The organism is Halopseudomonas pelagia CL-AP6 (assembly GCF_000410875.1).
Lineage (GTDB): Bacteria > Pseudomonadota > Gammaproteobacteria > Pseudomonadales > Pseudomonadaceae > Halopseudomonas > Halopseudomonas pelagia.
The window spans coordinates 40,065-63,632 of sequence record NZ_AROI01000021.1 but is presented as its reverse complement, the minus strand read 5'-3'; the positions used below and the strand labels follow the sequence as shown (position 1 = coordinate 63,632).

At 56.5% G+C, this 23,568-nt stretch carries 17 protein-coding genes and 2 pseudogenes; 12 read left to right on the top strand and 7 right to left on the bottom strand.

The features are described 5' to 3' along the window. Positions 1-4 precede the first annotated feature (4 nt). Both K787_RS0115565 and ctpM read left to right on the top strand, forming a co-directional pair. The gene (locus K787_RS0115565) at positions 5-592 is read left to right on the top strand and encodes a LysE family translocator (RefSeq protein ID WP_022963737.1); all 588 of its coding nucleotides are present in this window, start codon (positions 5-7) and stop codon (positions 590-592) included. A 209-nt stretch (positions 593-801) separates the two neighbouring features. Beyond that, positions 802-2,484, top strand: a complete 1,683-nt coding sequence (gene ctpM / locus K787_RS0115560) for a methyl-accepting chemotaxis protein CtpM (RefSeq protein WP_022963736.1) — start codon at positions 802-804, stop codon at positions 2,482-2,484. A gap of 46 nt (positions 2,485-2,530) precedes the next feature. On the opposite strand, the gene K787_RS0115555 is transcribed toward ctpM, so the two are convergent. Then, on the bottom strand, positions 2,531-2,791 hold the full coding sequence (locus K787_RS0115555; RefSeq protein WP_022963735.1) for a TIGR03643 family protein: 261 nt from the start codon (positions 2,789-2,791) through the stop codon (positions 2,531-2,533). Between the two features lie 229 nt (positions 2,792-3,020). Between K787_RS0115555 and K787_RS0115550 the strand changes: the two genes are divergently transcribed. The 4 genes and pseudogenes from K787_RS0115550 to K787_RS25320 all read left to right on the top strand — a co-directional run. Further along, complete coding sequence (locus K787_RS0115550; protein WP_022963734.1) at positions 3,021-3,785, top strand: siderophore-interacting protein; 765 nt, start codon at positions 3,021-3,023, stop codon at positions 3,783-3,785. A gap of 159 nt (positions 3,786-3,944) precedes the next feature. Further along, complete coding sequence (locus tag K787_RS23365; protein WP_022963733.1) at positions 3,945-5,660, top strand: sensor domain-containing diguanylate cyclase; 1,716 nt, start codon at positions 3,945-3,947, stop codon at positions 5,658-5,660. A gap of 216 nt (positions 5,661-5,876) precedes the next feature. Continuing rightward, positions 5,877-8,162, top strand: coding sequence for a tetratricopeptide repeat protein (locus K787_RS23360; protein WP_022963732.1), 2,286 nt, complete (start codon positions 5,877-5,879; stop codon positions 8,160-8,162). Between the two features lie 202 nt (positions 8,163-8,364). Beyond that, a pseudogene (locus K787_RS25320) lies at positions 8,365-8,457 on the top strand (hemerythrin domain-containing protein); the annotation flags it as partial. Here K787_RS25320 and K787_RS25885 read toward each other — a convergent pair. Continuing rightward, positions 8,435-8,527 (bottom strand): annotated as a pseudogene (locus K787_RS25885) (protease); the annotation flags it as partial. The pseudogenes K787_RS25320 and K787_RS25885 overlap by 23 nt on opposite strands. Positions 8,528-8,644: 117 nt before the next feature. On the opposite strand from K787_RS25885, the gene K787_RS0115530 reads away from it, so the two are divergent. The 5 genes from K787_RS0115530 to K787_RS0115510 all read left to right on the top strand — a co-directional run bounded on the left by K787_RS0115530 (position 8,645) and on the right by K787_RS0115510 (position 16,339). Then, positions 8,645-9,958 carry a methyl-accepting chemotaxis protein gene (locus K787_RS0115530; protein WP_022963730.1) on the top strand — a complete coding sequence of 438 codons (1,314 nt, stop codon included), beginning with the start codon at positions 8,645-8,647 and terminating at the stop codon, positions 9,956-9,958. Positions 9,959-10,186: 228 nt separating this feature from the next. Next, positions 10,187-11,335 carry a sensor histidine kinase gene (locus tag K787_RS0115525; protein ID WP_022963729.1) on the top strand — a complete coding sequence of 383 codons (1,149 nt, stop codon included), beginning with the start codon at positions 10,187-10,189 and terminating at the stop codon, positions 11,333-11,335. 85 nt (positions 11,336-11,420) lie between these two features. Further along, entirely contained in the window at positions 11,421-13,064 is a 1,644-nt protein-coding gene (locus K787_RS0115520) for a methyl-accepting chemotaxis protein (RefSeq protein ID WP_022963728.1), read from the top strand. 187 nt (positions 13,065-13,251) lie between these two features. Then, positions 13,252-14,268 carry a T6SS phospholipase effector Tle1-like catalytic domain-containing protein gene (locus K787_RS23355; protein WP_022963727.1) on the top strand — a complete coding sequence of 339 codons (1,017 nt, stop codon included), beginning with the start codon at positions 13,252-13,254 and terminating at the stop codon, positions 14,266-14,268. A 313-nt stretch (positions 14,269-14,581) separates the two neighbouring features. Beyond that, positions 14,582-16,339 (top strand): sensor domain-containing phosphodiesterase, encoded by a 1,758-nt coding sequence (locus K787_RS0115510; protein ID WP_022963726.1) that lies wholly within the window; start codon positions 14,582-14,584, stop codon positions 16,337-16,339. A gap of 27 nt (positions 16,340-16,366) precedes the next feature. On the opposite strand, the gene K787_RS0115505 is transcribed toward K787_RS0115510, so the two are convergent. From K787_RS0115505 to K787_RS0115485, 5 genes are all read right to left on the bottom strand, one after another. Further along, entirely contained in the window at positions 16,367-17,431 is a 1,065-nt protein-coding gene (locus K787_RS0115505) for a 3-deoxy-7-phosphoheptulonate synthase (protein ID WP_028614996.1), read from the bottom strand. A gap of 556 nt (positions 17,432-17,987) precedes the next feature. Continuing rightward, positions 17,988-19,865, bottom strand: a complete 1,878-nt coding sequence (locus tag K787_RS23350) for a putative bifunctional diguanylate cyclase/phosphodiesterase (RefSeq protein WP_022963724.1) — start codon at positions 19,863-19,865, stop codon at positions 17,988-17,990. Between the two features lie 243 nt (positions 19,866-20,108). Continuing rightward, positions 20,109-20,486 (bottom strand): YgaP family membrane protein, encoded by a 378-nt coding sequence (locus K787_RS0115495; protein ID WP_022963723.1) that lies wholly within the window; start codon positions 20,484-20,486, stop codon positions 20,109-20,111. A gap of 215 nt (positions 20,487-20,701) precedes the next feature. Next, positions 20,702-22,072, bottom strand: a complete 1,371-nt coding sequence (gene ppnN, locus K787_RS0115490; protein WP_022963722.1) for a nucleotide 5'-monophosphate nucleosidase PpnN — start codon at positions 22,070-22,072, stop codon at positions 20,702-20,704. A gap of 59 nt (positions 22,073-22,131) precedes the next feature. Next, entirely contained in the window at positions 22,132-22,758 is a 627-nt protein-coding gene (locus K787_RS0115485) for a TIGR04211 family SH3 domain-containing protein (RefSeq protein WP_052185391.1), read from the bottom strand. Between the two features lie 488 nt (positions 22,759-23,246). On the opposite strand from K787_RS0115485, the gene K787_RS0115475 reads away from it, so the two are divergent. Further along, positions 23,247-23,534 carry a hypothetical protein gene (locus tag K787_RS0115475; RefSeq protein WP_022963719.1) on the top strand — a complete coding sequence of 96 codons (288 nt, stop codon included), beginning with the start codon at positions 23,247-23,249 and terminating at the stop codon, positions 23,532-23,534. The last annotated feature ends 34 nt before the right edge of the window (positions 23,535-23,568 follow it).

The following is a 23,568-nucleotide window of genomic DNA, read 5'->3' as shown; positions in this document are numbered from 1 at the left end:
CACCTTGACTCATCTGCTACCTTTTCTGTTGTTCGCCTTTGTCGCTTCCATCACCCCCGGCCCTACCAATCTGTTGGCCATGAGCAGCAGCGCGCGCTTCGGCTTGCGCGCTACGCTGCCGATCATCACCGGAGGCTGTCTGGCATCAGCCGGGCTGGTATTGGCCGTGGGAACGGGGCTCGGCCACACGCTGCTGGAAGTCCCGGTCCTGGCGCAACTGCTTGGATGGGCGGGCGCACTCTGGTTGACCTATCTGGGCTGGCAAATCTCGTGCGCGCCAGTTGATATCGACACCACCATAGAGAATGGGCGCCCCTTGAGCGGCTGGGCAACAGCGTTGATGCAACTGATCAACCCCAAACCCTGGACCGTTGCGCTGGCGGTAGTTAGCGTTTTTATGGCCAGTGCCAGCGCCCCGGCATGGTTGTTGGCACTGTTGTTTCTGTTGATAGCCATTCCCTGCATGTTGCTCTGGGCCTGGCTGGGCGTACAAGCGCAGACCCGCCTGCAATCGCCCACCCGCTTGCGTCGTTTCAATCAGTTGATGGGGCTGTTGCTGGCCCTGTCAGGTTGGCTTGGTTTGCTGAGCTGAGAGAATGCCGCCAGCCGAAGCGTGCCCCAAGACGGTCGAGTTCCATCTCGACCCAGATATCGCAGGCCCGCACGCTGGCCGAGGTGGAACTCGGCCCTCCCAGGGGTTGCGAGGCGATTTCTTTGCGCCATTGTCTTCAGTAACCCTTGTCGCTGCCGATAGCCAACATACGGCATGTGCGTCACTGCCGACCCCTCAGAGAGAAACACATGCGCATGACCCTTAAATCGAAAGTTGTCCTCCTGGCTCTGGTGCCGGTTATCCTATTTGCTCTGGTGCTGAGCGGCGCGGCGGCGAAGATCCTCGAAGGTCTTGCCGAACATGAGCTTGAGACCACGCGGGAACGGCTGCTGCTGGAGAGTCGCACTGAGCTGCGCAACTACATCCAGATCGCTATTGGTTCGGTTCAGACTCTTTATGACGACGCCAGTAACGGCGATATGCGCAGTCGTGCGCAGGCCATCGCCGTGCTGTCGAAGATAAAATTCGGCGCAGATGGCTATTTCTTCGGTCATGACTCAGATGTGGTCCGACTCTTCCGCGGTGACAACCCTTTAGATGTGGGCAACAGCCTAAAGGAGCGACGTGATCCCAACGGCGTGTATATCAACCGGGAACTGGTCCGCGTTGCGAAGGACAATACCTACTATGTCAATTACTCCTCGCCGCTGCCCGGCAATGATGCGGTATTGGTGCCAAAGTTGGCCTACAGCTTTTATCTCCCCAAATGGGACATGGCTGTAGGCACCGCCATCAATCTGGACGGTATAGACGCGCAACTCGCCGAGGTGGAAGCTGCCATCAGCGAGCGGGTGAGAACCATTATCACCAGTATTCTGGTGATCGCGACCATCCTGCTAATCGTATTTGGCATCGCCGGGGTGATATTGGCCAATACCCTGCTACGCCCGCTGCAACAGATCAAACGCAACCTGGACGATATTGCCGAAGGTGAAGGTGACCTGACCCGCCGGCTGCCCGTTACCAGCGATGACGAGATCGGCGAACTGGCGACCTCGTTCAACCGCTTTGTGGAGAAAGTGCATGGGTTGGTCAGGCAAACGGTCGACATGACCGGCCAACTGACCCTGCTGGTGGCAGACGTTTCGTCTCAGGCCCAGCGCTCGGAAGCCGCCATGGCACAGCAACGCAGCGAGACTGAGCAGGTGGCGGCAGCGATCAACGAGATGTCATCCGCAGCGCACGAGGTAGCCAGAAGTGCCCAAGGCGCGGCAGAAGCAGCGCAACAGACCGACCGTGAAGGCCAGGACGCCAAGTCGATTGTTGACGGCAGTATCGATCAGATTCATACCCTGGTGCAGGACATCCGTAGCAGCGGCACTACGCTGGACACCTTGCAGAAGGACGTGCAGTCGATCGTCAGTGTGCTCGGTGTGATTCGCTCGATTGCCGACCAAACCAACCTGCTCGCGCTGAACGCGGCCATCGAAGCCGCTCGTGCCGGTGAGGCTGGCCGGGGTTTCGCGGTGGTCGCTGACGAGGTCCGCGCGCTAGCCAGCCGTACCCAGCAGAGCACCCAAGAGATACAGGGTATGACCGAGCGCCTGCAACAGGGAACGGAAGCGGCAGTAGCCTCGATGCGCCGTTCCAGCGATGCTGGCGAAGTAACCAGTGAGCACGCCAATAAAGCCGGCATGTCACTGGATGCGATTGCCCGTCTGATCGGCACCATCAACTCCATGAACGCCCAGATTGCCAGCGCCGCAGAGGAGCAGACGGCAGTGGCTGAAGAGATCAATCGCAGCGTGCACCAGATCGCCACCGCGGTTGAAAGCGTGGCAGATGAAACCGCCAATGGTGCCAAGACCGCACGCGAACTGGCGGCACTTGGCGGCCGTCTGGGTACGTTGGTCGGCCAGTTCCGGATTTAAACTAAGCAGCACTCAGGCAGGGACGCCGCTGTGCTTGAAAAAGCCATCAACGCTTGTACTGCGTCGGACAATAACCACGAATAACACCCGGATCCCGCAGCGCGCCGTGTTTGGTCTTGCGCCCGCTGACACGCTTGCGCCACAGGCGAAAGGACCCTGGTTTCAGCTGCGCGCGCATCAATTGAATCACCGCCGGCTGGCTAAGGCCATACAGAGCTTCTATTGCTTCAAACGGCGTGCGATCTTCCCAGGCCATTTCAATGATGCGTGACGCATCCGCACTACTCCATTCACTGCTACCAAGCATAAACTGAACTCCATTCGGCCAATGGCAGCATTATGCTCAGGCTGGGGTATGCCAGCACCAGGATCATTGCAACAGCCTATTGCTATCGATCCACCCTCACCTTTTGCGTTAATATGAGCACCCTGACTTGCGCCCGACAGAGGCCAAGCATCTTTCCGTATCTGCCTGGCATATGACCTACAACCTGGACGACACACGTCCGGTCATTGATTCCTCCGGAGGAACATCCATGGCACGCGCACTACCCCGCACCTTGCACGTCATCAGCAAGCAGACCGTTACGCCCAATATGCTGCGCGTCACCCTGGGTGGTGACGGCATGCTGGACTTTCCCGAAGACCAGGCTGGCGGTTACATCAAGTTGATGTTCACCACCGAAGCTGAAAGCAAACCCCTAATGCGCACCTATACGATCCGCAAGCAACGCGAAGACCAGATGGACGTGGACTTCGTGCTGCATAGCGACCGCGGCCCGGCATCAAACTGGGCCACCCACTGTAAGGTCGGCGACAGCATCATGGTCGGCGGTCCTGGCCTGAAAAAGCCCTTGGACCACAGTGCGGACTATTTCCTGCTGGTAGGCGACATGACTGCGCTGCCAGCGATCAGCGTCAATATCGAAGCCTTGCCCGCTGATGCTCAGGGTGCCGCGATACTGGAAGTGATAGACCAGGCCGACATTCAACCGCTCAACGCGCCCGCCGGAATGGAACTGATCTGGATCATCAATCACCAGCCCGGCCAACGCCCCGAAGCGCTCGCCAGCCGTGTGCGCCAGTTGCACTGGCCGGACGGCCGCGTAAACGTGTGGGCTGCTTGCGAATTCACCGGCATGCGCGCCCTCCGCCAGTATTTTCGGGATGAGCGCCAGGTAGACCGAGGCGATCTGTATATTTCCAGTTACTGGAAACAGGGTAGTAACGAGGACCAGCACAAGCAGCTCAAGCGGGAGGATGCGGTGCAGGCAGAGGGGACTCAGGTCATGGCTGGATGAACAGGAAGCAGCAGTAGCGCCAGCCATTCGAGTCAACGAACGCTGACCCGAAGCTGGGCTTAGGCCGTCAATGGGGTTATATTTGTCGGGTATGCGACGGAATGCGGCAGCCTGTAGGTTGCCATGCAGTGCACTCACGAGCAAAACAGGCAATCGTAGATGGACCTACTCAGAAAACTGCTACTGCTATCGCTGTTGGTGATGAGTTCAAGCCCGTTAGCAGCCGAACCTAGAGTCATCATCGATCAAAGCCCAATCTCGCTGAGCGAGTTCAGCATGGGTTACTTCGTGGACCTGTCACAGAGCCTGTCCTACGAAGAGGTTACTGCCCTGCCTTTTACCACCACCGGCAGCAAAACGACGCTCGGCACAAGCGCCAGGGTCACCTGGTTCAAGGTCATTCTGGACAACGCCAGCGGTCTGGAACAGCGGCTGTTTGTGCACTTGCCACATGCCTATCATGTGCGTTCAATCGACTTTTACCAAGAACGCGATGGCCAACTAGTGGATCAGCAGGTGCTCGATCTGGAGCAGGTCGGTGATAACCAGCTTATGTATAACGGCACCGCAGTTTATCCCCTGACGTTACCAGCCGCCCAATCCACCACATTGTACTTGCGTAGCCATGTCTACTCGCATCAATGGTTTGCCGTGCAGATACTTGATGAGCAAGCCTCCAGGCGCGCGCTGATCAGCATCAGTAGCGACATTGCGCTGATGGTGGGCATGCTGCTCGCACTGGTTGTTTACAACGGTTTATTGTATTTCGCCACCAGCAAGAAAGAGAATATCTTCTACTCGTTCTACCTGATCTCCGGACTGGTGTGGATTGCGCTGTCCTACGGCCTGGTTGCCAGCTTCTTCGACGTATATGGCAGCGATGTATTCCAACTGAATATATCGTTGATCACTATGCCGATCTTCCTGCTGCTGTTCATGATGACCGTGTTTGAAACCAGACGCTTCTATCCGACCGAGCACCGCTTTCTTCAGGGCCTGCTTCTGCTCCTCTGTGGCACGCTGGTTTGGGGCTTTTTTGATATTTCCGCGGCGCTCAAGCCTGCCAGCTCCCTCGCGGCGCTGATGATGATAGTTACCTTTTCCGTCAGCATCTCGCTGTATCGCAAGGGTAATCCGCTAGTGAAGTATTTCCTGGTCGGACACAGTTTTTTTGTCGTTTTCAATGGTATCGCCGTGTTGTTTTACAAGGGCATCATTGCACCCACTTATCTAAACAGCCACGGCGTGGGGATCGGCATAGTGCTGGAAGCGCTGACCCTGGCGTTCATCATCTCCCACCGGATCAAGATCCTGGAGGATATACGCGCCTCCCAGGAGGAGCTGAAGAAACAGGCCGCTACCGACCCGCTCACCAGGCTGTACAATCGCCGATTCTTCTTTTCCGAGGCTGACTATCTGCTGGAGTTGGCGAAGAATAAGGGTACGCCACTGGCCGTGCTGGTGATTGATATCGACCACTTCAAGCACGTGAACGATCAATACGGCCACAGCTGCGGTGATCAGGTCATCGTTAACATCGCGCAAACCTTGAAAAAACACAGCCGCACTCATGATCTGGTTGCGCGCTTCGGTGGCGAGGAGTTTGTTGTGCTGTTGCCAGAAGCGGATCTGCAGGAGGCTAGCCAATGCGCGGAACGTATTCGCGCATCGGTGCAGGCACTGGAAGTACCGGTCAACACTCATGATATGGTGCGCTGCACCGTGAGTATCGGCATTGCCGAAATTATGTTGGGTAACGACAGCGTGGAAGCGGCCCTTAAGCGCGCGGACAAGGCGCTGTATCACGCTAAGCACAGCGGGCGCAATCAGCTGTGTATTGAGACGCCGGAGCAAGCAGACGCACAACCCGGCTGATCTCCAGCCCCCCCCAAACCTTGGGAGCCGCAGCCTCGCAGCGAAGAGAAACCCACCTTCGCACCGAGGCCAGCGCTCCCACAAAATTGCGCAACTAACGCTCTCTTGCCCCGTCAGCCTTTGCTTGCGCGCTTTGCTTGATGGCCCGATACTCCAGCCATAAAATAACGCCTCACAATAATGCGCGTTAATGGGCACAGGGATTAAATCGCACTCATGAGCAGGCATTGGATCTGGCTGCTGGTTTTACTATTGCTCGGCTCATTGGGTGCTGCCTTGTGGGTGATACAGTCGCGGCCAGCACCTGAGCCGGTAGTCACGCAAATAACCGATATAGTCCCGCTCCATTGGGTAGAAGAGGCCCAGTGCCAGAGCTGCCACAGCGCAGCCTTTGCCGATTGGCAAGGCTCACATCATCAGTTGGCCATGCAGCCAGCCACCGCGCAGAGCGTACTCGGGGATTTCAGCGGCCAGCAGGTCGACAGCGACACCGAGAGCCACCAGTTTCTGCGCCAGGACGACGCCTTTGTAGTGCGAACGCCTGGTGCCGACGGCCAGCCTGCGGACTTCAAGGTGGCTTACACTTTCGGCCTGGAGCCGCTGCAGCAATATCTGCTGGAATTGCCTGGTGGGCGCTTGCAAGCCCACGGCATGGCCTGGGATACCCAGCAACAGGCATGGTTTCACCTCTACGAAGGCCAGGGCGTGGATCATCAGGACCGCCTGCATTGGACCGGCAACCAGCAGAATGCCAACTTTATGTGCATTGAGTGCCATACCAGTGACTTCCAGCGCGACTACGATGCCGCTGGCGATACCTTCGCCAGCCATTGGAAAGCGCTCGGCGTGGGCTGTCAGAGCTGTCATGGGCCTGCGGCGGAACACTTGGACTGGGCTGAGAAGAACAGTGCCAGCGCTACGCCCATGCCTAAGCAACAAGAAGGCTCCATGGGCTTTGCTGCGAGCCTAGCTATCGCTCCCGCTGAGGAAGTACAAGTCTGTGCCCGCTGCCACAGTCGCCGCGCGCCGCTCGATGACGGCTACCAACACGGCAATGCGTTGATGGACGATTTTCTGCCAAGCATTCTCAGCGCGGACCTGTATGAAGTAGACGGCAAGATCAAGGAAGAAGTCTTCGAGTACGGGTCCTTCAAGCAGAGCAAGATGTACATCGCCGGGGTCATCTGTTCCGACTGTCACAACTCGCACAGCGGTGAATTGCGCGCAACGGGGAATGGCGTGTGCACCCAGTGCCACAACGGCAACGCCCAGCCCATTCGCCTGGCGATTCAGGGCAGCGGCCTGCAAAGCAAAAATTATGACTCGCCAACCCATCATAATCACCCGAATGGCTCGCCTGGCGCGCGGTGCATCAACTGCCATATGCCCGGCAAGCTGTATATGACCAATGACCTGCGGCATGACCACAGCTTCACCTCCCCTAACCCGCCGCAAGCGCTGGAGCTAGGTCATACCGACGCGTGCCTGGGTTGCCATCAGCAAGTCGCGGCTGAACAAATAGTCGCCCAGTTTCTGGCGCAATACCCCGACGCGGAGCCCCGGGACGGCGGTTATGCCCAGGATCTGGCCGCTGCGCGCGACGGCAAGCCCGGCGCGGTGGCCGGCCTATTGAGGCAACTGACCCGTGATGATCAACCGGCCATCAGGGTCGCTACGCTGGTCAGCGAACTACCCCGCTACCCGTCCCTCACCGCACTGCAGCATTTGGCCAACGCAGCTCAATACCCTGATCCCAGCGTGCGGGTCGCCGCCGTTAACAGCCTGCCTGCCCTGGCCAGTGAAGCCCAACTCATGGAACTGCTAGCGCCCCTGGCCGGCGACCCTATTCGCGCTGTGCGCCTGGCCGTTGCCTGGCAACTAGCGCAACTGCCCCCGCCACTGCGTGCTGGCCTAACTGCCTGGCCGGTATTACAAGCCGAATACGAACAGGTGCAAAACAACTTACTGGAACGCGCCGACGCGCATTTCAACCTGGCCATGCTCTATCAACTCAGCGGCCGTGAAGATCAGGTCGAAGGGGCATTGCGCGAAGCCCTGGTACGCGACGCCGCCTTCTTCCCCGCCGTGGTCATGCAGGCGCAATGGCAGGAGCAATACTTGCGCCTGCCAAAGGTGGGTTTAACCCTGCTGCACAAGGCAGTTAAAGCCCACCCGCAGGAACCTAGCCTACACTATGCACTCGGCCTGGCCCTGGTGCGTCAAGGCAATCTGGCAGATGCCCTCCCCGCTTTCACCCAAGCGCAACAACTGGCACCCGATAACCCCGACTACACTTACGTACTGGCCATCGCCCTACACGACAGCGGCAAGCCAGAGCAGGCACGGCAGTTACTCAGGAAGCAGCTGGCCGCCGATCCTGCCAACCGGCAATTGCGCTTGGCATTAGTCAGCTATCTGGGGGCCACGGCAGCGGAAGCCGTGTTATTGATGGAGCAACTGCGGGAACAGAATCCCGACGATCCGGCAATAGTGCGCATGTGAGCTGAGGCAGACCCCATGATCGCGGCACTGTCCGCCAGGCAAATTGTCCGCCAGGCAAAAAGTTACCTCGTACTAGCCATGCATGGCGTACAACCAAGGTTTAACCGACTGAATCCGTATGTTGTCAGCAAACGAGAGGCGTCTCCTGCAGTAACCCTGATTAGCACCCGACGGGGAAGACATGATGAACGCTATAGAACTACTCAAGGAGCTGCTTGAGCACCATATCGAGGAAGAGGAGATGTTCAAGGAAGCGGCAAAGCTGTTGAGTAAAAACCAGCTCGACGAGCTGGGTGAGATGGCCTGGCAGGGGCCTTGACCAGATTGCCTTGAACTTGAGCTTGATCCACTGGAATATCCATATAGGAGTTATGGCCTACTATCGATGCGGTATCAGCTTGACCAATAAGCTTTGGCTGTCTGGGTAAAGAATTGCGTTCGGTTGCCGATAATAAGATATCAACAACGCCACGGACATTGCCATGTTTAACCAGCAATTGAAGCACAAGCTCCAAGAACAAGAGCAGGAGCTGCACTGGTTGCGTCAGTTAGCGGATCTGATGGCATCCGACGCGTTGTATATTGAGCTGAATAACGACTTTAAAATAACCGCCGTTAATCAGAAATTTGCGCAAACACTGGGCTACACGCCAGAGCAGTTGCACGGCCGCCCCATGGCAGAGATCGTACCTGGCTACGTAGGCAAACTGCCGTGCTTTCATAATTTCAGGGCTGCAGTGGCTAAACTGCAACCGATTTCAGACGACTATCGCTACCTACACAGCAACGGCAACCTTGCCTGGCTGCGGGTGAACTGGTACCCGCTGAAAAATCAACGTGGTGAGTTGCTGAGCATTAAGGGCTTTGCCCGCGATGTGACCAAAACCATTCAAGTTTCCAAGGAAAACCAAGAGTTCATTGATGCGCTGGCACGCTCCACCGCAGTGATCCAGTTCGATCTGAACGGCAACGTGATCACCGCCAACAAGCAATTCCTGCAAGCCATGGGTTACTCGACCGAGCAAATTATCGGCAAACATCACAGTCTTTTCTGTACTCCCGAAACAACGGCCTCGCCGGAGTATAAGCAGTTCTGGCAGACCCTGAATCGTGGCGAATACGTATCCAACCGCTTTCAACGGGTCGACAGCATGGGCCGAAGTGTCTGGCTAGAGGCCAGTTATAATCCCGTGTATGACTCCGAGGGCAAACTCTATAAGGTCGTCAAATTTGCCAGCGTGGTCAGCGATCAGGTTGAACGTGAGGCCGAGGTCAGGGAGGCTGCGAGCATGGCTTACGAGATTTCTCTGCAAACGGATGTGAGTGCGGAAAGAGGCGCTTCGGTCGTGCAGGATACCGTCAAGACCATGGAGCACGTAGCGCGCGAGGTGGAGTCCGCGACCCAAGGCATAGAAGCACTGGGCAAGCAGTCCCTGCTGATCAGCTCGATCGTCCAGACCATCAGCGGCATCGCGGCGCAGACCAACCTTTTGGCTCTCAACGCGGCTATCGAGGCTGCCCGTGCAGGCGAACAGGGGCGAGGGTTTGCGGTCGTGGCTGATGAAGTTCGGCAGTTGGCAGGCCGCACTAGCAAGGCCACTGAAGAGATTATCCAGGTGGTGGAAAAAAATCAGTCCCTGGCCGACGAGGCGGTGCACGACATGGCCCGTAGCCGCGAGCAAGCAGCTCAGGGCCTGGCGCTGGCGGGCCAGGCCGGCACGGTTATCGTAGAGATTCAACAGGGTGCCAGGCAGGTGGTCAACGCCGTTGGACGCTTTGCCAAAGAATTGAAGTAGCGAACGCATGAGGCAAACCGTGCTCGTTGACAGACTTGGCCAACAAACGGCGTTAACCCACACATTAGCGTTCTTCTGCAGCTGGTACTGGGTGGCCAGCCTCCGTATAGTCCGAAATACTCCTGTCAGCACAGCAACTGACCGAGCCCTCCCTGTCTTGGCGCAACAGGTATTCACATTGAGGTCTGAAACTTTCCGAGAGTTCAGGCCTCGCTAGAGCAGCAAGCCATGAGATTAGATAAATTCATTTCCGCTAATATGGAAGCCATTCTCAAGGAATGGGAAGACTTTGCCCGCGCTAACCAACCTTCCGGCGGAGATTTGAAGGTCATCGACCTTCGCGACCATGCGAAGGAGATGTTGAATAACATTGTCCGCGACATGAAAACCGCCCAGACCGAATTGGAACGAGAATCCAAGTCGCAGGGCAATAGCCCCGACTCCCACTCGGACACCGCTGCCGAAGTGCATGCCGATGAGCGCTTGGGCGCTGGTTTTTCTATCAGTCTTCTAGTGGCTGAATACAGGGCGTTACGTGCCAGTGTCCTGCGCCTGTGGTTCAAAGGCGAAGCAGCGCACCGGCAAGAAGATGCCAATGAACTAGAGGATCTGATTCGTTTCAATGAAGCCATAGATCAAGCCCTCGCAGAATCGGTTGCCCGCTACTCGGAAGCGGTGATCGAGAACTCCGATATTTTTGTCGGAATGCTCGGGCATGATCTTCGCTCGCCCCTGCAGGTGCTCAGCTTTGGCGCAGCAAAACTGAAGCACATGGAGGATGCCGACAACAGCCTGAACCAGTTGGGCTCCACCATGATTGCCAGCGTACAGCGGATGAAGCAAATGCTTGACAATTTAATGGACTTCACCGAAAGCCGGATTGGCGAAGGGTTAACTATCCATCTTGGTCCGACCGACCTGGCCGAGATTGCCCGCCAGTTGATAGACGAGTTTCGGTCTTCACACCATGATCACAGTTTCAGGCAACTGGATACCGGGAATTGCGTGGGAAACTGGGACGCCAGCCGCGTCGGGCAAATCTGCCAAAACCTGATCAGCAATGCCTTGCAGCATGGTGCTCCGGAAGGCGAAATAGTAGTGAGCTGTGAAGGCCTTGATGACAAGGTAATACTGACCGTCAAGAGCGAGGGCGACCCGATACCCGAATCGCGGCAACAGAATATCTTTGAGCTCTCCAAGCGCAAACATCTTGAGAAAGGCAACCCAAACAAAAACCTAGGCCTGGGTCTTTATATAGTCAAAGATCTGGTCATGGCCCATAACGGCAGTGTCCACGTTGAGTCCACGCAGAGTGCTGGAACCACTTTCACAGTGGTGCTGCCCAAGGCGAACGTCGCTTTTCTGGAAGAGCAATGATCTTGCATCGTTCGACCTGTGAGTCTGGCCACTTTCACTGCCATTCTTTAATTCAGCCCTTACAACAATAATCAGGGAAGCCCATATGACGTTATTACGCCGTTTCTCGATCTCTCAACGATTGATCGCTGTCACCTGCCTGACCCTGCTGATTGTGTTCGGGCTGGTGCTCGGATTCGCGCTGGATTTTCGCAAAAGCCTGCTTGATGGCCGAGCACTGAAAACCCAGCACATTGTCGAAGCCGGCATGGGCACCCTGACCTACTTCCACGGCCTGCAACAACGCGGCGAAATGACCGAGGCACAGGCACAGGCAGCAGCGATGGCTGCGCTCGAACAAGTACGCTACGGCGCAGAAGACTATTTCTGGGTCCATTCGCTGGATTTGCGGATGATCATGCACCCGTTCAGCAAGGCGTTGGTGGGCAATAGCGTTGCCGAGGTACAGGATCCCAACGGCAAGTTTCTATTTCGCGACATGAACACCCGGGTAAGGGCCGACGCCGCGGGCTATGTGGATTACCAATGGCCAAAGCCTGGCGTGACGGACCCGGTAGCGAAAATCTCCTACGTCAGCCTGTTTGAGCCTTGGGGCTGGGTTCTGGGCTCGGGCATCTATCTGGATGATGTGGACGTCGTCTTCTGGCAGGAAATGACTTCCAAGCTGATCCTGGCACTGATTGGTTTGCTGGTACTGCTCGGCTTCAACCAACTGATCGCAGCCAGCATCAACCGGCCACTGGCCCATGCGGTCAGGGCGATGAATGATATATCTTCCGGCGAAGGAGATCTGACTCAGCGCCTTGATGCCAGCGGTAACGACGAAGTTGCTGGCCTGGCCCGGGGCTTTAACGCCTTCACCGACAAGCTGGCGGGCGTGATTGACCAACTGCGCGAAGTCGTCGCCCGCAACCACAGTATCGCTGGCGATGTTGGCGACGCGATGGCCAAAGCCGAGAGTTCCTACAATCAACAGAAGAGCGAGCTGGACACTATCGCCTCTGCCGTAGAAGAAATGAGCGCGACAGTGCAAGAAATTGCCCGGCGCATGTCGGACTCTGCTGAAGCGGCAAAGGATGCCAGTGAACAGACCACCCGCGGACACACCACCGCCGACCAAACCTCGAACATGATGACGGTATTGGCCAAAGAGATAGCCCAGGCTGGCGAGGCGGTCAGCGAGCTGAGTGAAAACTCAAAGACCATCGGTTCGGTATTGAGCGTCATTCGCGGAGTGGCAGATCAGACCAATCTGCTGGCCCTGAACGCCGCGATTGAAGCCGCCCGTGCAGGTGAACAGGGCCGCGGCTTCGCGGTAGTAGCTGACGAGGTCCGCACCCTGGCAAGCCGCACGCAAAAATCCACAGACGAAATTCAAGTCATGATCAGCGGCCTGCAGGCCGGCACTAGTAAAGCGGTGAGCTCGATGGATGACAGCCATCGTCAGTCCGAAGAAATGCAGACCCAGGTAGAGGTATCGCGTAGTGCACTGGCGGCAATCGCCACGTCTGTCTCGACCATTACCGACATGACCCACCAGGTCGCTGCTGCCGCAGAGCAGCAGTCCCAAACCTCGAACGAGATCGCCAGCAGCCTGAATCAGCTCAGCGCGTTGGGTGACAAGGTTATGTTCGAGCTCAAAGATACGGCGGACAACACCGAAAAACTCAAACTCGCAGCCCAACAACTGGATAGCCTGGTAAGCCAGTTCAAGACCGCGCGAAAGTAAATATCCTGGCGTAACCTGCCACTTCCCGGCGGTTGCGCTATACCTTACACAGCGGGCTCTGAATCCAGTAGCCGCTGAACCAACCGAGGACCGGTTTTGCCCTTCAAGGCCTGCCTTACGGTCCACTCATAATACGAGTGCAGGCTACCGCCGCAGTTGTGCTCCAGTATTAGCTATGGAGAATGCGATGAAACGGATCGTGATCTGTGCCGACGGCACCTGGCAGTCACCGGAAAGTGACACCCCTACCCATGTTCTGCGCATCGCCCAGGCAATTGCACCCACTGACTCACAAGGCAATAGACAGGTAGTGTTCTACGACTGGGGGGTAGGGTCTGAGGGTGACCGGCTTACGGGGGGTGTGACCGGCAAGGGCATCGACAAAAACATCATGGATTGCTATCGCTTTATTGTGCACAACTACGATAGCGGTGATCAGTTATTCCTGTTTGGCTTCAGTCGTGGTGCCTACACCGTGCGTTCGCTAGGCGGCCTGATCCGCAACTGCGGCATTCTCAAACGCGCACATGCTGAGAAAATCGCCGCAGCTTACGAACTGTATCGCCAGCGCGGGCCAACCTCCTCCCCCAGTGAAGCCAAAGCACGCGCATTCAGAAAAGACTATGCAGTCGCCGATGTGACCCACATCGAGTTCATCGGCGTATTCGATACCGTTGGTGCGCTGGGTATACCCGCACCTTTTCTGGGCACCCTCGGCACCGCTCGGCATTTATTTCATGACACTGAGCCAAGCAGCATCATTCGCCACGCGCGGCATGCGGTGGCTATCGACGAGAACCGCGAGGACTTCGAACCTGCACTCTGGACGCTCAAACCGGGGATTGATTTAAAACAGGTGTGGTTTGCCGGCGTACATACCGATATCGGCGGCGGCTATTCAGACCACTCTTTGGGTGACTACGCAGGACTGTGGATATGCCGTGAAGCACAGACCGCGGGCTTGCAACTGGAGCCGCACCTGCAGACCGAGTTGCAGCCAAATCACTTGGGCAGCAAGCACAACGAGTACAAGGGTTTCTATCGCATCATGCGCCGCTCCAGCATACGGGCGCCGGAATCGCAGCTACACCGCAGCGTTCGTTTACGCTGGGAAGACCCCGCAGCCAAATACACCAGCCCCGCGCTACGCCAATTACTAAAGCAAATCAAAGAGGATTGGACCAAGGTCAGCCTATTCGACTGAAAGCGCCTTGATGCCCGTAATTGTTTTAACCCTCGGTGAGAACCGGGTGTGGCCCAGGCAGCTGTTGCGTGAACTGCAGCAGGGAGTAGTGCAAAGAGTCTCGCCTGGCAGACTGGATGATGGGCTATTTGTTGGCATTCGCAAGCTCTATACCGGGCTTTGTGCAAACATCTTGAATGACTTTTCAATAACTACCACTGCAAGCTGTGCTAAATTAATTTCATTACCTAATTAAGCAGAGCATGGCTAATTCGGTAGGGCCGGTAAGTTGGCCAGTAAGAAAGGACTCAAATAACTTATTCGAGATAGCGCCATGAGCGTGCATGAGCAAGACAGACTTTATGCCCTGAAGAAATTGAATTTGCTCGATACGCTACCCAGCGATAGCTTTGACCGCATCACCCGCATGGCCAGCCAGCTGTTCAACCTGCCCATCGCGGCGATTTCACTCACTGATGAAAACCGCCAATGGTTCAAATCGCGCGTAGGCACTGACCGTTCAGAGATACCGCGCTCTGAGGCTTGCGACAGCGAAGTCACCGAAACCTCCACTCGCTTGACCATTCCTGATCTACTCGCCTCCCCACGTTACAAAAACAGCGTGCTGGTCCAATCCGGCATCCGCTTTTACGCCGGCGCTCCGCTAACCACCCGTGAAGGCTATACCCTGGGTGCAATATGCGTACTCGGTAACGAGCCCCGATACATGACGGATCAGGAGTTGGCAGTGCTGCAGGATCTGGCGGCGATGGTGATGGATCAGATTGAACTGCAGAGTGCCTATGGCCGGCTCGATCCTCTGACCGGTCTGCCCAACCGCAGTCAATTTGCCGTTGACCTTCAGGACATGAGTCGAGAGCGGCAACCGAAAGCGGTTTATGTATTGTTCAGCGAAGTAGTCGATGTGGCGTCCATCGGATCGCTACAGCGCGTTATGGGGCCCGCCTATGTAGAGGAATTGGCGCGTTCGGCAGGCCGCTTACTCGGCAAGACGCTACCAGAGGGTGGGCGTGTTTACCATCTGGGCCCCTGCCAGTTTGCGCACCTGCTGATTGCCGATAGCGATGATGATGTAGTGCGCGAGGCCGTGGCCCTACGTGAAGCACTGCGTGGACTGACCACCGGAGAAGCTGCTGCGGTGATGGTCCGCCCGGTAGTAGGTATCGCGCGGCTGCAGCTTGAGGATCAGCACTCGGGCGATATTTTACGCACCGCCCATAGCGCCTGTCTGGATGCCCGCCTGACCGAGACTGGCGTCGCTTTGTACTCACGCGAGCTAGATGCGGATCACCAGCGGCGCTTTCAGATGCTGGTAGACTTTCGCGCTGCGTTGGAGCAGCCAGGCCAACTGCATCTTGAGTACCAGCCGCGTATTTCCACGCGCTCCAGTGAAACGATCGGGGCGGAAGCCCTACTACGATGGACCCATCCCGAATGGGGCAATATCTCGCCGGCTGAATTCATCCCTATCATCGAACAGACTCAGTTAGCCAGACCGCTGACGGAATGGGTGATGACGGCGGCCATTGAGCAAGCGGTGCGCTGGCAAGCCCAGGGATTGGATCTGTGCATGTCGGTGAATATTTCCGCCTCCAACCTGGAGGAGACCGACCTCGTCGACCGATTACTCGACGCTATGCGCCAGCACGGCCTACCCATTACATCCATAGAAGTGGAACTGACGGAAAGCGCTCTGGTGGACTACAGCCCCATTGCCTCGAACCAGCTGGATGCACTGTTAACGGCGGGCATCCGCGTCGCGATTGATGATTTTGGCACGGGTTACAGTAGCCTGGCGTACCTGCAGGAAATCCCGGCGCAAGTGGTCAAGATCGACCGCTCCTTTATCCAACGTATCGAACAGGAAAAACGCAGCCGCACCTTGGTCAAGGGGATGATCTCCATGGCCCATGACCTGGGTTACAGCGTGGTGGCTGAAGGGGTAGAAGATCATCAAACCTATGCGTTTCTCGATAGCCTTGGCTGTGATGAGGTACAAGGCTACTTCGTTTCAAGACCCTTGCCACCCGCCCAGTTCGAACAGTGGCTGGAGGCCAACAAACCAGAATAAGTCAGCTCGTCGGCCCGGCTTGCTGGATTATGCAGGTGCCAGACGCTCGGCTGCCCGCAACAGGGCGCGCTCGGTGCCAGCCCACCCCAGGCAGGCATCAGTGATGGATACGCCGTACTCCAGGTTGGCACTTGGCGGCTGACAGCCATCGAACAAGTGACTTTCCAGCATCACACCACGCAAGCTTCGGTCGCCGGCCAGCCGCTGATCAATAATGGAGTCGAGCACCACGGGTTGACGCAGCGGATTCTTGCCGCTATTAGCATGGCTGCAATCGACTATTAACTTGGCGGCCAGACCCTGGCGCTGCAAAGCCAGTTTTGCCTCAGCTACGGCTGCTGGCTGGTAGTTCGCCCCACCAAGCCCACCGCGCAGGACCAGATGGGTATCAATATTGCCACGGGTCTCGATCAACGCAGGCCCGCCGTGATCATCCAGTCCGAAATGCTGGTGTGGGTGCGCGGCCGAGCGCATCGCGTCACAGGCAATACTCAAGCTGCCATCGGTACCGTTCTTGAAGCCAACGGGCAAACCCAGGCCACTGACCATTTCCCGGTGGATCTGCGACTCGCTAGTGCGAGCACCAATCGCTGCCCAACCGAGCAGATCGTCCAGGTAACCCGTCGCCATCGGCTGCAACAGCTCGGTGGCCAACGGCAAACCCAGCTCGGCGATGGACAGCATCAGCCGCCGTGAAAGCGCCAACCCCGCAGCCATGTCGCTGCTGCCATCAAGATGCGGATCGTACATCAAGCCCTTCCAACCTACGGTGGTGCGGGGTTTCTCAAAGTAGGTACGCATCACTAGCAGCAACTGATCGCCTACCTGAGATGCTAGCTGAGAAAGGCGCTGGGCGTATTCGAGGGCTGAGTCGGGATCATGCAGGGAACAGGGGCCAACGATAACCAACAGTCGATCATCATCGCCGTTAAGCACGGCTCGAATGGCATCGCGCTGACGCGCTATCTGCTTGCCCAGCGCCAAGCTGCGCGGCAGGCGTTGGCGTAATTGTGCGGGGCTGGGTAAAGGCGTTGTGTGGCGCGAGTTGCTCACGCTGACGGGCTCAACCTGAGCCGAGTCAACTCGATCCATCTGGCTGGTATGCAGGGTGTTATCAAGGGTAGCGAGAGTGACGTTCATATTGGGTTCCTTGCGTGGCGTTCAACACCACAGCACTATTGTGCTCTATGTATCGTTCGGTTCAGTGATCGGGAGTCAGCGCGCAGGGCGCCGGTAAATCGCCAGTTACGATATGAAGCCGTGCTGTGAGTGCTGTATGCGTACATGGTGAAATCCTCGTTATAGGTGGAAAGCATCAAATGATCGAACATAAAAAAACCCCGGGCGGGAAGCCGACCGGGGTTTTGAAACTGCTGGTGGCGACCCTTGAACCGGGCGCCTGTTGGGGTATCAGGCGCGCATGCGGCTAAACCAATACCCAAAATAGAAAGACCCACCAACCACTGCTGTCAACGCGCACGCCAACCCGGTGCACGGGGCACGGCAGGTGATGGCGCGGTGGTTTGACAGAAATGACATGATAATCTCCATTAGTATGGCCACAACTCTAGCCGATTGATGGCCAAGCATCAAGCCGTAGCGCTAGCCGGCCCGGTTTACGTGACTGATGCGCAACAATACCGGGCATCTATAGAGCCTGTGCGATAAACGCTGACGCCGTTACTGGCCTGGAAAACAGATAACCCTGGCCGCAATCACAGCCCAACTGTGCTAGTAATTGGCGAGTCGGCTCGTCTTCGATGCCCTCGGCGGTGGTTTCCAGCTTCAGGCTGTGCGCCATTTGAATAATGGCCGTGACTATCGCCCGGTTTTGCTCATTGCTGTTGATCGACTGTACGAAAGAGCGATCAATTTTTAATCTATCCACCTGGAAACGTTGCAGGTAGGACAGATTGGAGTAGCCGGTGCCAAAGTCATCCATAGCCAGCTTGACACCCAGACTTTTTAAACGCTGCAGAAGCAAAATAGAGGCTTCGGAATCCTGCAGCAGCATTGACTCGGTGAGCTCCAGTTCCAACAGAGCGGGTTTCATCCCGGAACGCTCCAACGCATGCCGCACCGACTGCTCTAAATCTCCACGGTGCATTTGCACGGCCGAGAGATTGACCGCGATCAACACCTCGGGTAAGCCCTCGCCCTGCCAGGCCACCATCTGCTGACAAGCTTGCTGCAACACCCAGATACCCATTTCAACGATTAACCCTGATTGTTCGGCCACCTGAACAAAAGTGTCTGGACCGAGCAGGCCGCGCTCAGGATGCTGCCAGCGCAACAACGCCTCCACCGCGACCAACCGTCCGTCCTGCATATCCACAATCGGCTGATAATGCAGCTCGAACTCGTCACGCAAGAGCGCCTGACGCAGATCCTGCTCCATTCCCAGGCGCGCATAGGTGTCAGCGCTCATTTCTTCACTGAACAGCCGATAAGCGTTGCGACCGGCGGATTTGGCCTTATACATCGCCGTGTCGGCCTTTTTCAACAAGGTACCAAAGTCATCACCATCCTGTGGGTAGACCGAAATACCGATGGAAAGGGAAACCACCAACTCCATATCCTGCAACTTCAGTGGCTGTGCTACCAACGTCTGGATACGGACCAATATCGCCGTCAGCGCATCGATGCTGTCGACTTCGGAAAGAACGATCAGAAACTCGTCACCGCCCTGACGGCTGACGGTGTCACCGCCTCTGATAACCTTCTTCAGCCGTAGAGCAATTTCACGTAGTAATTCATCCCCAGCAATGTGCCCGAGAGAGTCATTAATGATCTTGAAATGATCCAGGTCCAGAAACAACAACGCGACCATCTTGTTAGACTGTTTGGCGCGGCTGATAGCATTTTCCACCCGCTCCTCAATCAGCAGGCGGTTGGGCAAATCCGTTAGCGGATCGTGCTGCGCCAGGTAGCTGAGGCTGGCTTGGGAACTTTCCAACTGAAGAATCTCGTGATCTAGATTTTCCCGGGCGTGATGCAAGTCGTTGGCTAACAACCAGGTAGCCACTGCGGTCAGCAATAGCAGCGAACTGACCACCAACATGCGCCCCGGACCATGGGGCACCGCCACGTACTCTTGGGCACCGGAAACGGATAGCCAGGTGATCATGGCTACCACGCCTAGCATGCTGAGCAACAGGCCAAAAAATACCCGGCGCGAGGCTAGCATGCCGGCGGCAATAAGCAGGCAGGGATAGGACAGCAGCGCGCCACTATAAAGCCCCTGGTTGACCAGCAATGACACACTGACTAGCACCATCATAATGCCCAGCACCAGTGTCACCGCCAGCTCCATCCGCTTTCGACGAATCAAGTGGCGCCCTACCAGCGCTATCCCCAGCGCCATCAACGCCAGTACCACGTCCAGCCAACCGCCCAACGCAACCGCACGAGCCCCGATCACCAGCAGCACTACACACAGCAAATTGGCAATATGTGTCAACCGCTCTGGGTTAGGCCGATAGGCTGAATGCCCTTTTCCATCATCCTGTTTAACGTCCTCACCCATATTCCATTAACTTCCCTGATGCTAAGACGAACATTACTAATTGGAATAAAGATGAGAACGCTAACTAAAATTGTTTGATCGAGCAAGCATTCAAAAGCCTGAGGCAAGCGTAGTACAAATATCGGCGGGGGAAAGGTCGCTTTCAGGGGACTATTTAAGCGATGGCGGCCAAGCGTATGTTCGGACGGGCTGGATATGCAGGTACCAGCTTTACACTGGCGAGGTACCTGCAAGCATGGCTAATCAGCTGTTTGCGGAGGGAGTACCGCGGGCGCCGGCCTGTTTTTCATGGCCCATAGGGGTAGCGTCTGGCAGGATAACAGCCGAGCTTTCAAAATCCGGGCTATGTACTTCAGAATCCATTGGCATATGGCTGTAGCGTTGGTCAATGGCGGCCTTGGCCTGCTTCTCTTCCAAGGCTTCGTTGAATATCCGCTTGGCTTCGCAGTGCCCGGTGAAGCCGCGCGCCAGCGCCATACTACCAATAGCAAACTGTAAAATGCCGCCCAACCCGCCACGCCGAACAGCCTTGCCAACCAACAAAAGGCCACTCACTACGGAAGCCACACGCTCGAATTCGCCGACATTTTGAGTCAGATTCTTTTTGATAGGGGTATTCATCAACTCGTCCTCCAGTGATAGTCATCGTAAGCTAATGACTATGCCCCCGAATAACCGTTCCACTTTTGTTTGCCATCGCCGACGGGAGGTTCGCCACCGGTCAAGCACCGAAGTAGGTCTAGGTCAGCGCCAGCACAAATCAAGGTGTGCAGCAGACGCCGGACTACCTGCCGCTGCCAGCGTCTGATAGCCCGCACCCTCCAGCACCTCGACCATCAGCTCACTACGCGGTAACAGGGCACGTAGGCTGTGCCGCCAGGCAGCTTCATACGGTGCTGCGCTACAAAGGCCTGCAGTAAATCATCCAGCGGTTGCATGATGTGCGCCTCGCCACGAATCTCGTAAGGCCCGAATTTCTCAATCCGGCGAATACCGGTGTCCTTGACGTTGCCGGCCACAATCCCGGAAAACGCTCGGCGCAGGTTGGCCGCCAGTTCGTGCGCAGGAACGGCACGGGTGAGTTGCAGGCTGGCCATGTTTTCATGGGTGGGATCAAAGGGCCGCTGAAAACCCTCTTCAATCTTCAGCAGCCAGTTGAAGTGGAAGGCGTCGTTGCGCTGGCGACGAAACTCGCTCACCTTTCTTAGCCCGGCAGCCATCTGCACTGCAACCTGAGCCGGATCATCAATAATCACCTGATAGCGGCTTTGCGCATCAGGCCCCAGGGTCGCGCCAACAAAGGCATGCAACTGCTGCAAATAGGCTTCGGCGCTTTTCGGACCAGTGAGGATGACGGGAAATGGCAAGGCCTGGTTGTCCGGATGCAGCAGTATCCCCAGCAGATAAAGAAATTCCTCGGCAGTGCCTACGCCACCGGGGAAGATAATGATGCCGTGCCCGACGCGCACAAAAGCTTCCAGACGCTTCTCGATATCTGGAAGAATAACCAACTCGTTGACGATGGGGTTCGGTGCCTCGGCAGCAATGATGCCAGGCTCGGTCAGACCCAAGTAACGGCCGCCGCGAATACGCTGTTTAGCATGGGCAATGGTCGCGCCCTTCATCGGGCCTTTCATTACACCAGGGCCGCAACCAGTGCAGATATCCAGGCTGCGCAGCCCGAGTTCGTGACCGACTTTCTTGGCGTATTTGTATTCTTCGGTGCTGATCGAATGGCCGCCCCAGCACACAACCATCTTTGGCTCGACGCCTGGTAGCAAGGTACGCGCATTGCGTAGCAGCTGGAACACGTAATCGGTAATGCCCGAGGAACTGCTCAAATCGATTAGCGGGCTGCCCAGTTCGCTTTCGGTATAAACGATGTCGCGCAGGGCGCTGAACAGCATCTCGCGGGTGCTGGCGATCATCTCTCCATCAACAAAAGCATCGGCTGGCGCATTCAATAGCTCCAGTCGAACACCACGATCCTGCTGATGAATGCGCACTTCAAAGTCTTCATAGGCTTCGAGAATAGTTTTGGCGTTATCAATTTGTGCGCCGGTATTCAGAATCGCCAGTGCACATTGGCGAAACAGGCTGTAGGTGCTGCCTGAACCCGCCTCACTCAGCTGCTGTACTTCGCGTTGGGACAGCGTTTCCAGGCTGCCCCTTGGGTTGACTGAAACGTTGACTACGTGTTTTTGCATTCTGGTATCCGACCCGAAAATAGTAGGCCTCATGTTACCAGAATCGCCCAGCGCCACCGTCATACCCAACCATCGTTGCGTTTTCGGCTGCGGGTCATCGACGGCAAGATCAAGCCGAAGATAATCCCCAGGCCGGCAATTCCGCCCCCGTAGAGCATATAGCGCATCAATACCTGTTTGCTTTCATCGCCCAGCTGCGCCTGCACGCTGCGCAATTCGGACTGGGTTTCGGTCAACTCGGCATGCAGCACCTGTCGCGTGGCCTCTAGCTCATCAATCAACGCCTTACGCGAATCGAGGGTTTCCTGCATGCCCTGTACTCGTGCAGCCCAGGTTGCATCAATGCCTTCAAGCTCCGCACTGAGCTCGGCGACCTGCGCCTCCAACTGCGGCAGTCGCTCGCCCTGACCTGGTACGTCCTGCAATTCACTACTGGGAATCCATACCGTATCACCCGATGCGCTTCGCACCCGGCTGTAGTCGCCCTGGGTAGTCAGCAGCTCAACTCGCTCGCCCGAGGTCAGCGTGCCTACGATACGGTAGCCGTCCGTGGGACCGCTGCGCACATAGGTATTCAGACTGTCACTCACCCAGCGGTCATTGCTGCTCTGTTCCTGGGCATTGACGGGAGTGGACAGCATCAATAGAGCGCCGATACAGGCCGCACAGGAGGTTATGCGGGGCATGCGGAATACTGGAACAGCAGAAGCACTTCTGGATTTGGGCATAGTTATTTTCACTTGCAGCTGATCAGACTCATGACCTTGGTCCAGCGGCCAGAATCTGATGCATTGAATTCTGTCAGCAGTCTTGTGCGACGATGGTGGCGGATACCCGGGCCTGGGTGGGCTCAAGCCAGACAGGCCTATGGCCAGTAATGCCGACCAGGTTCTGCCAGCCGAAAGACCCTTCTACAAACAACAAGTTCCCCTTACCCGACCAGTCACTTTGCGTTTTGCCAAGACTGTCGCAAAACCAAGCATTGAGCACTGCGAAGGCCACCTGCGCCAGCCCGGTAACCATCGGATAAATGAACTACTGCCGCCCTTCGGCCTCCAAAAAATAACGCTGACTAGTTAACTGGCGAATCCTGATTACGGATGCGCGTTCAGCGATTGATAGCTTATCAGTAAATTAATGACCCATATCAGCTGTAAATAAAAGGAGTTTCTACATGAAGCGTCAACTCATCGCTTTTCTTGCGCCACTGGCTTTTGCGCTACCTGCGTTCGCAGATTGGCCGGACAACGCACGCGACAATTTTATCTCCGAGTGCGTTGAAACCACTCAACTGGAGCACTCTCCCGCCAAGGCTCAGGCTTTTTGCGAATGCGCCGCCGATGAGGTCGAAAAGGATCTGAGCTCGGATGAACTGGAAGCCATGGGCGGTGAAGCAGTTGACCCAGCTATTCAGGAACGTCTGATCACCGCTGCGCAAAGTTGCACCAACGAGCTGGAGTAACCTTCCGCTCAAAAAAGCCCCATCCGTTAACCGG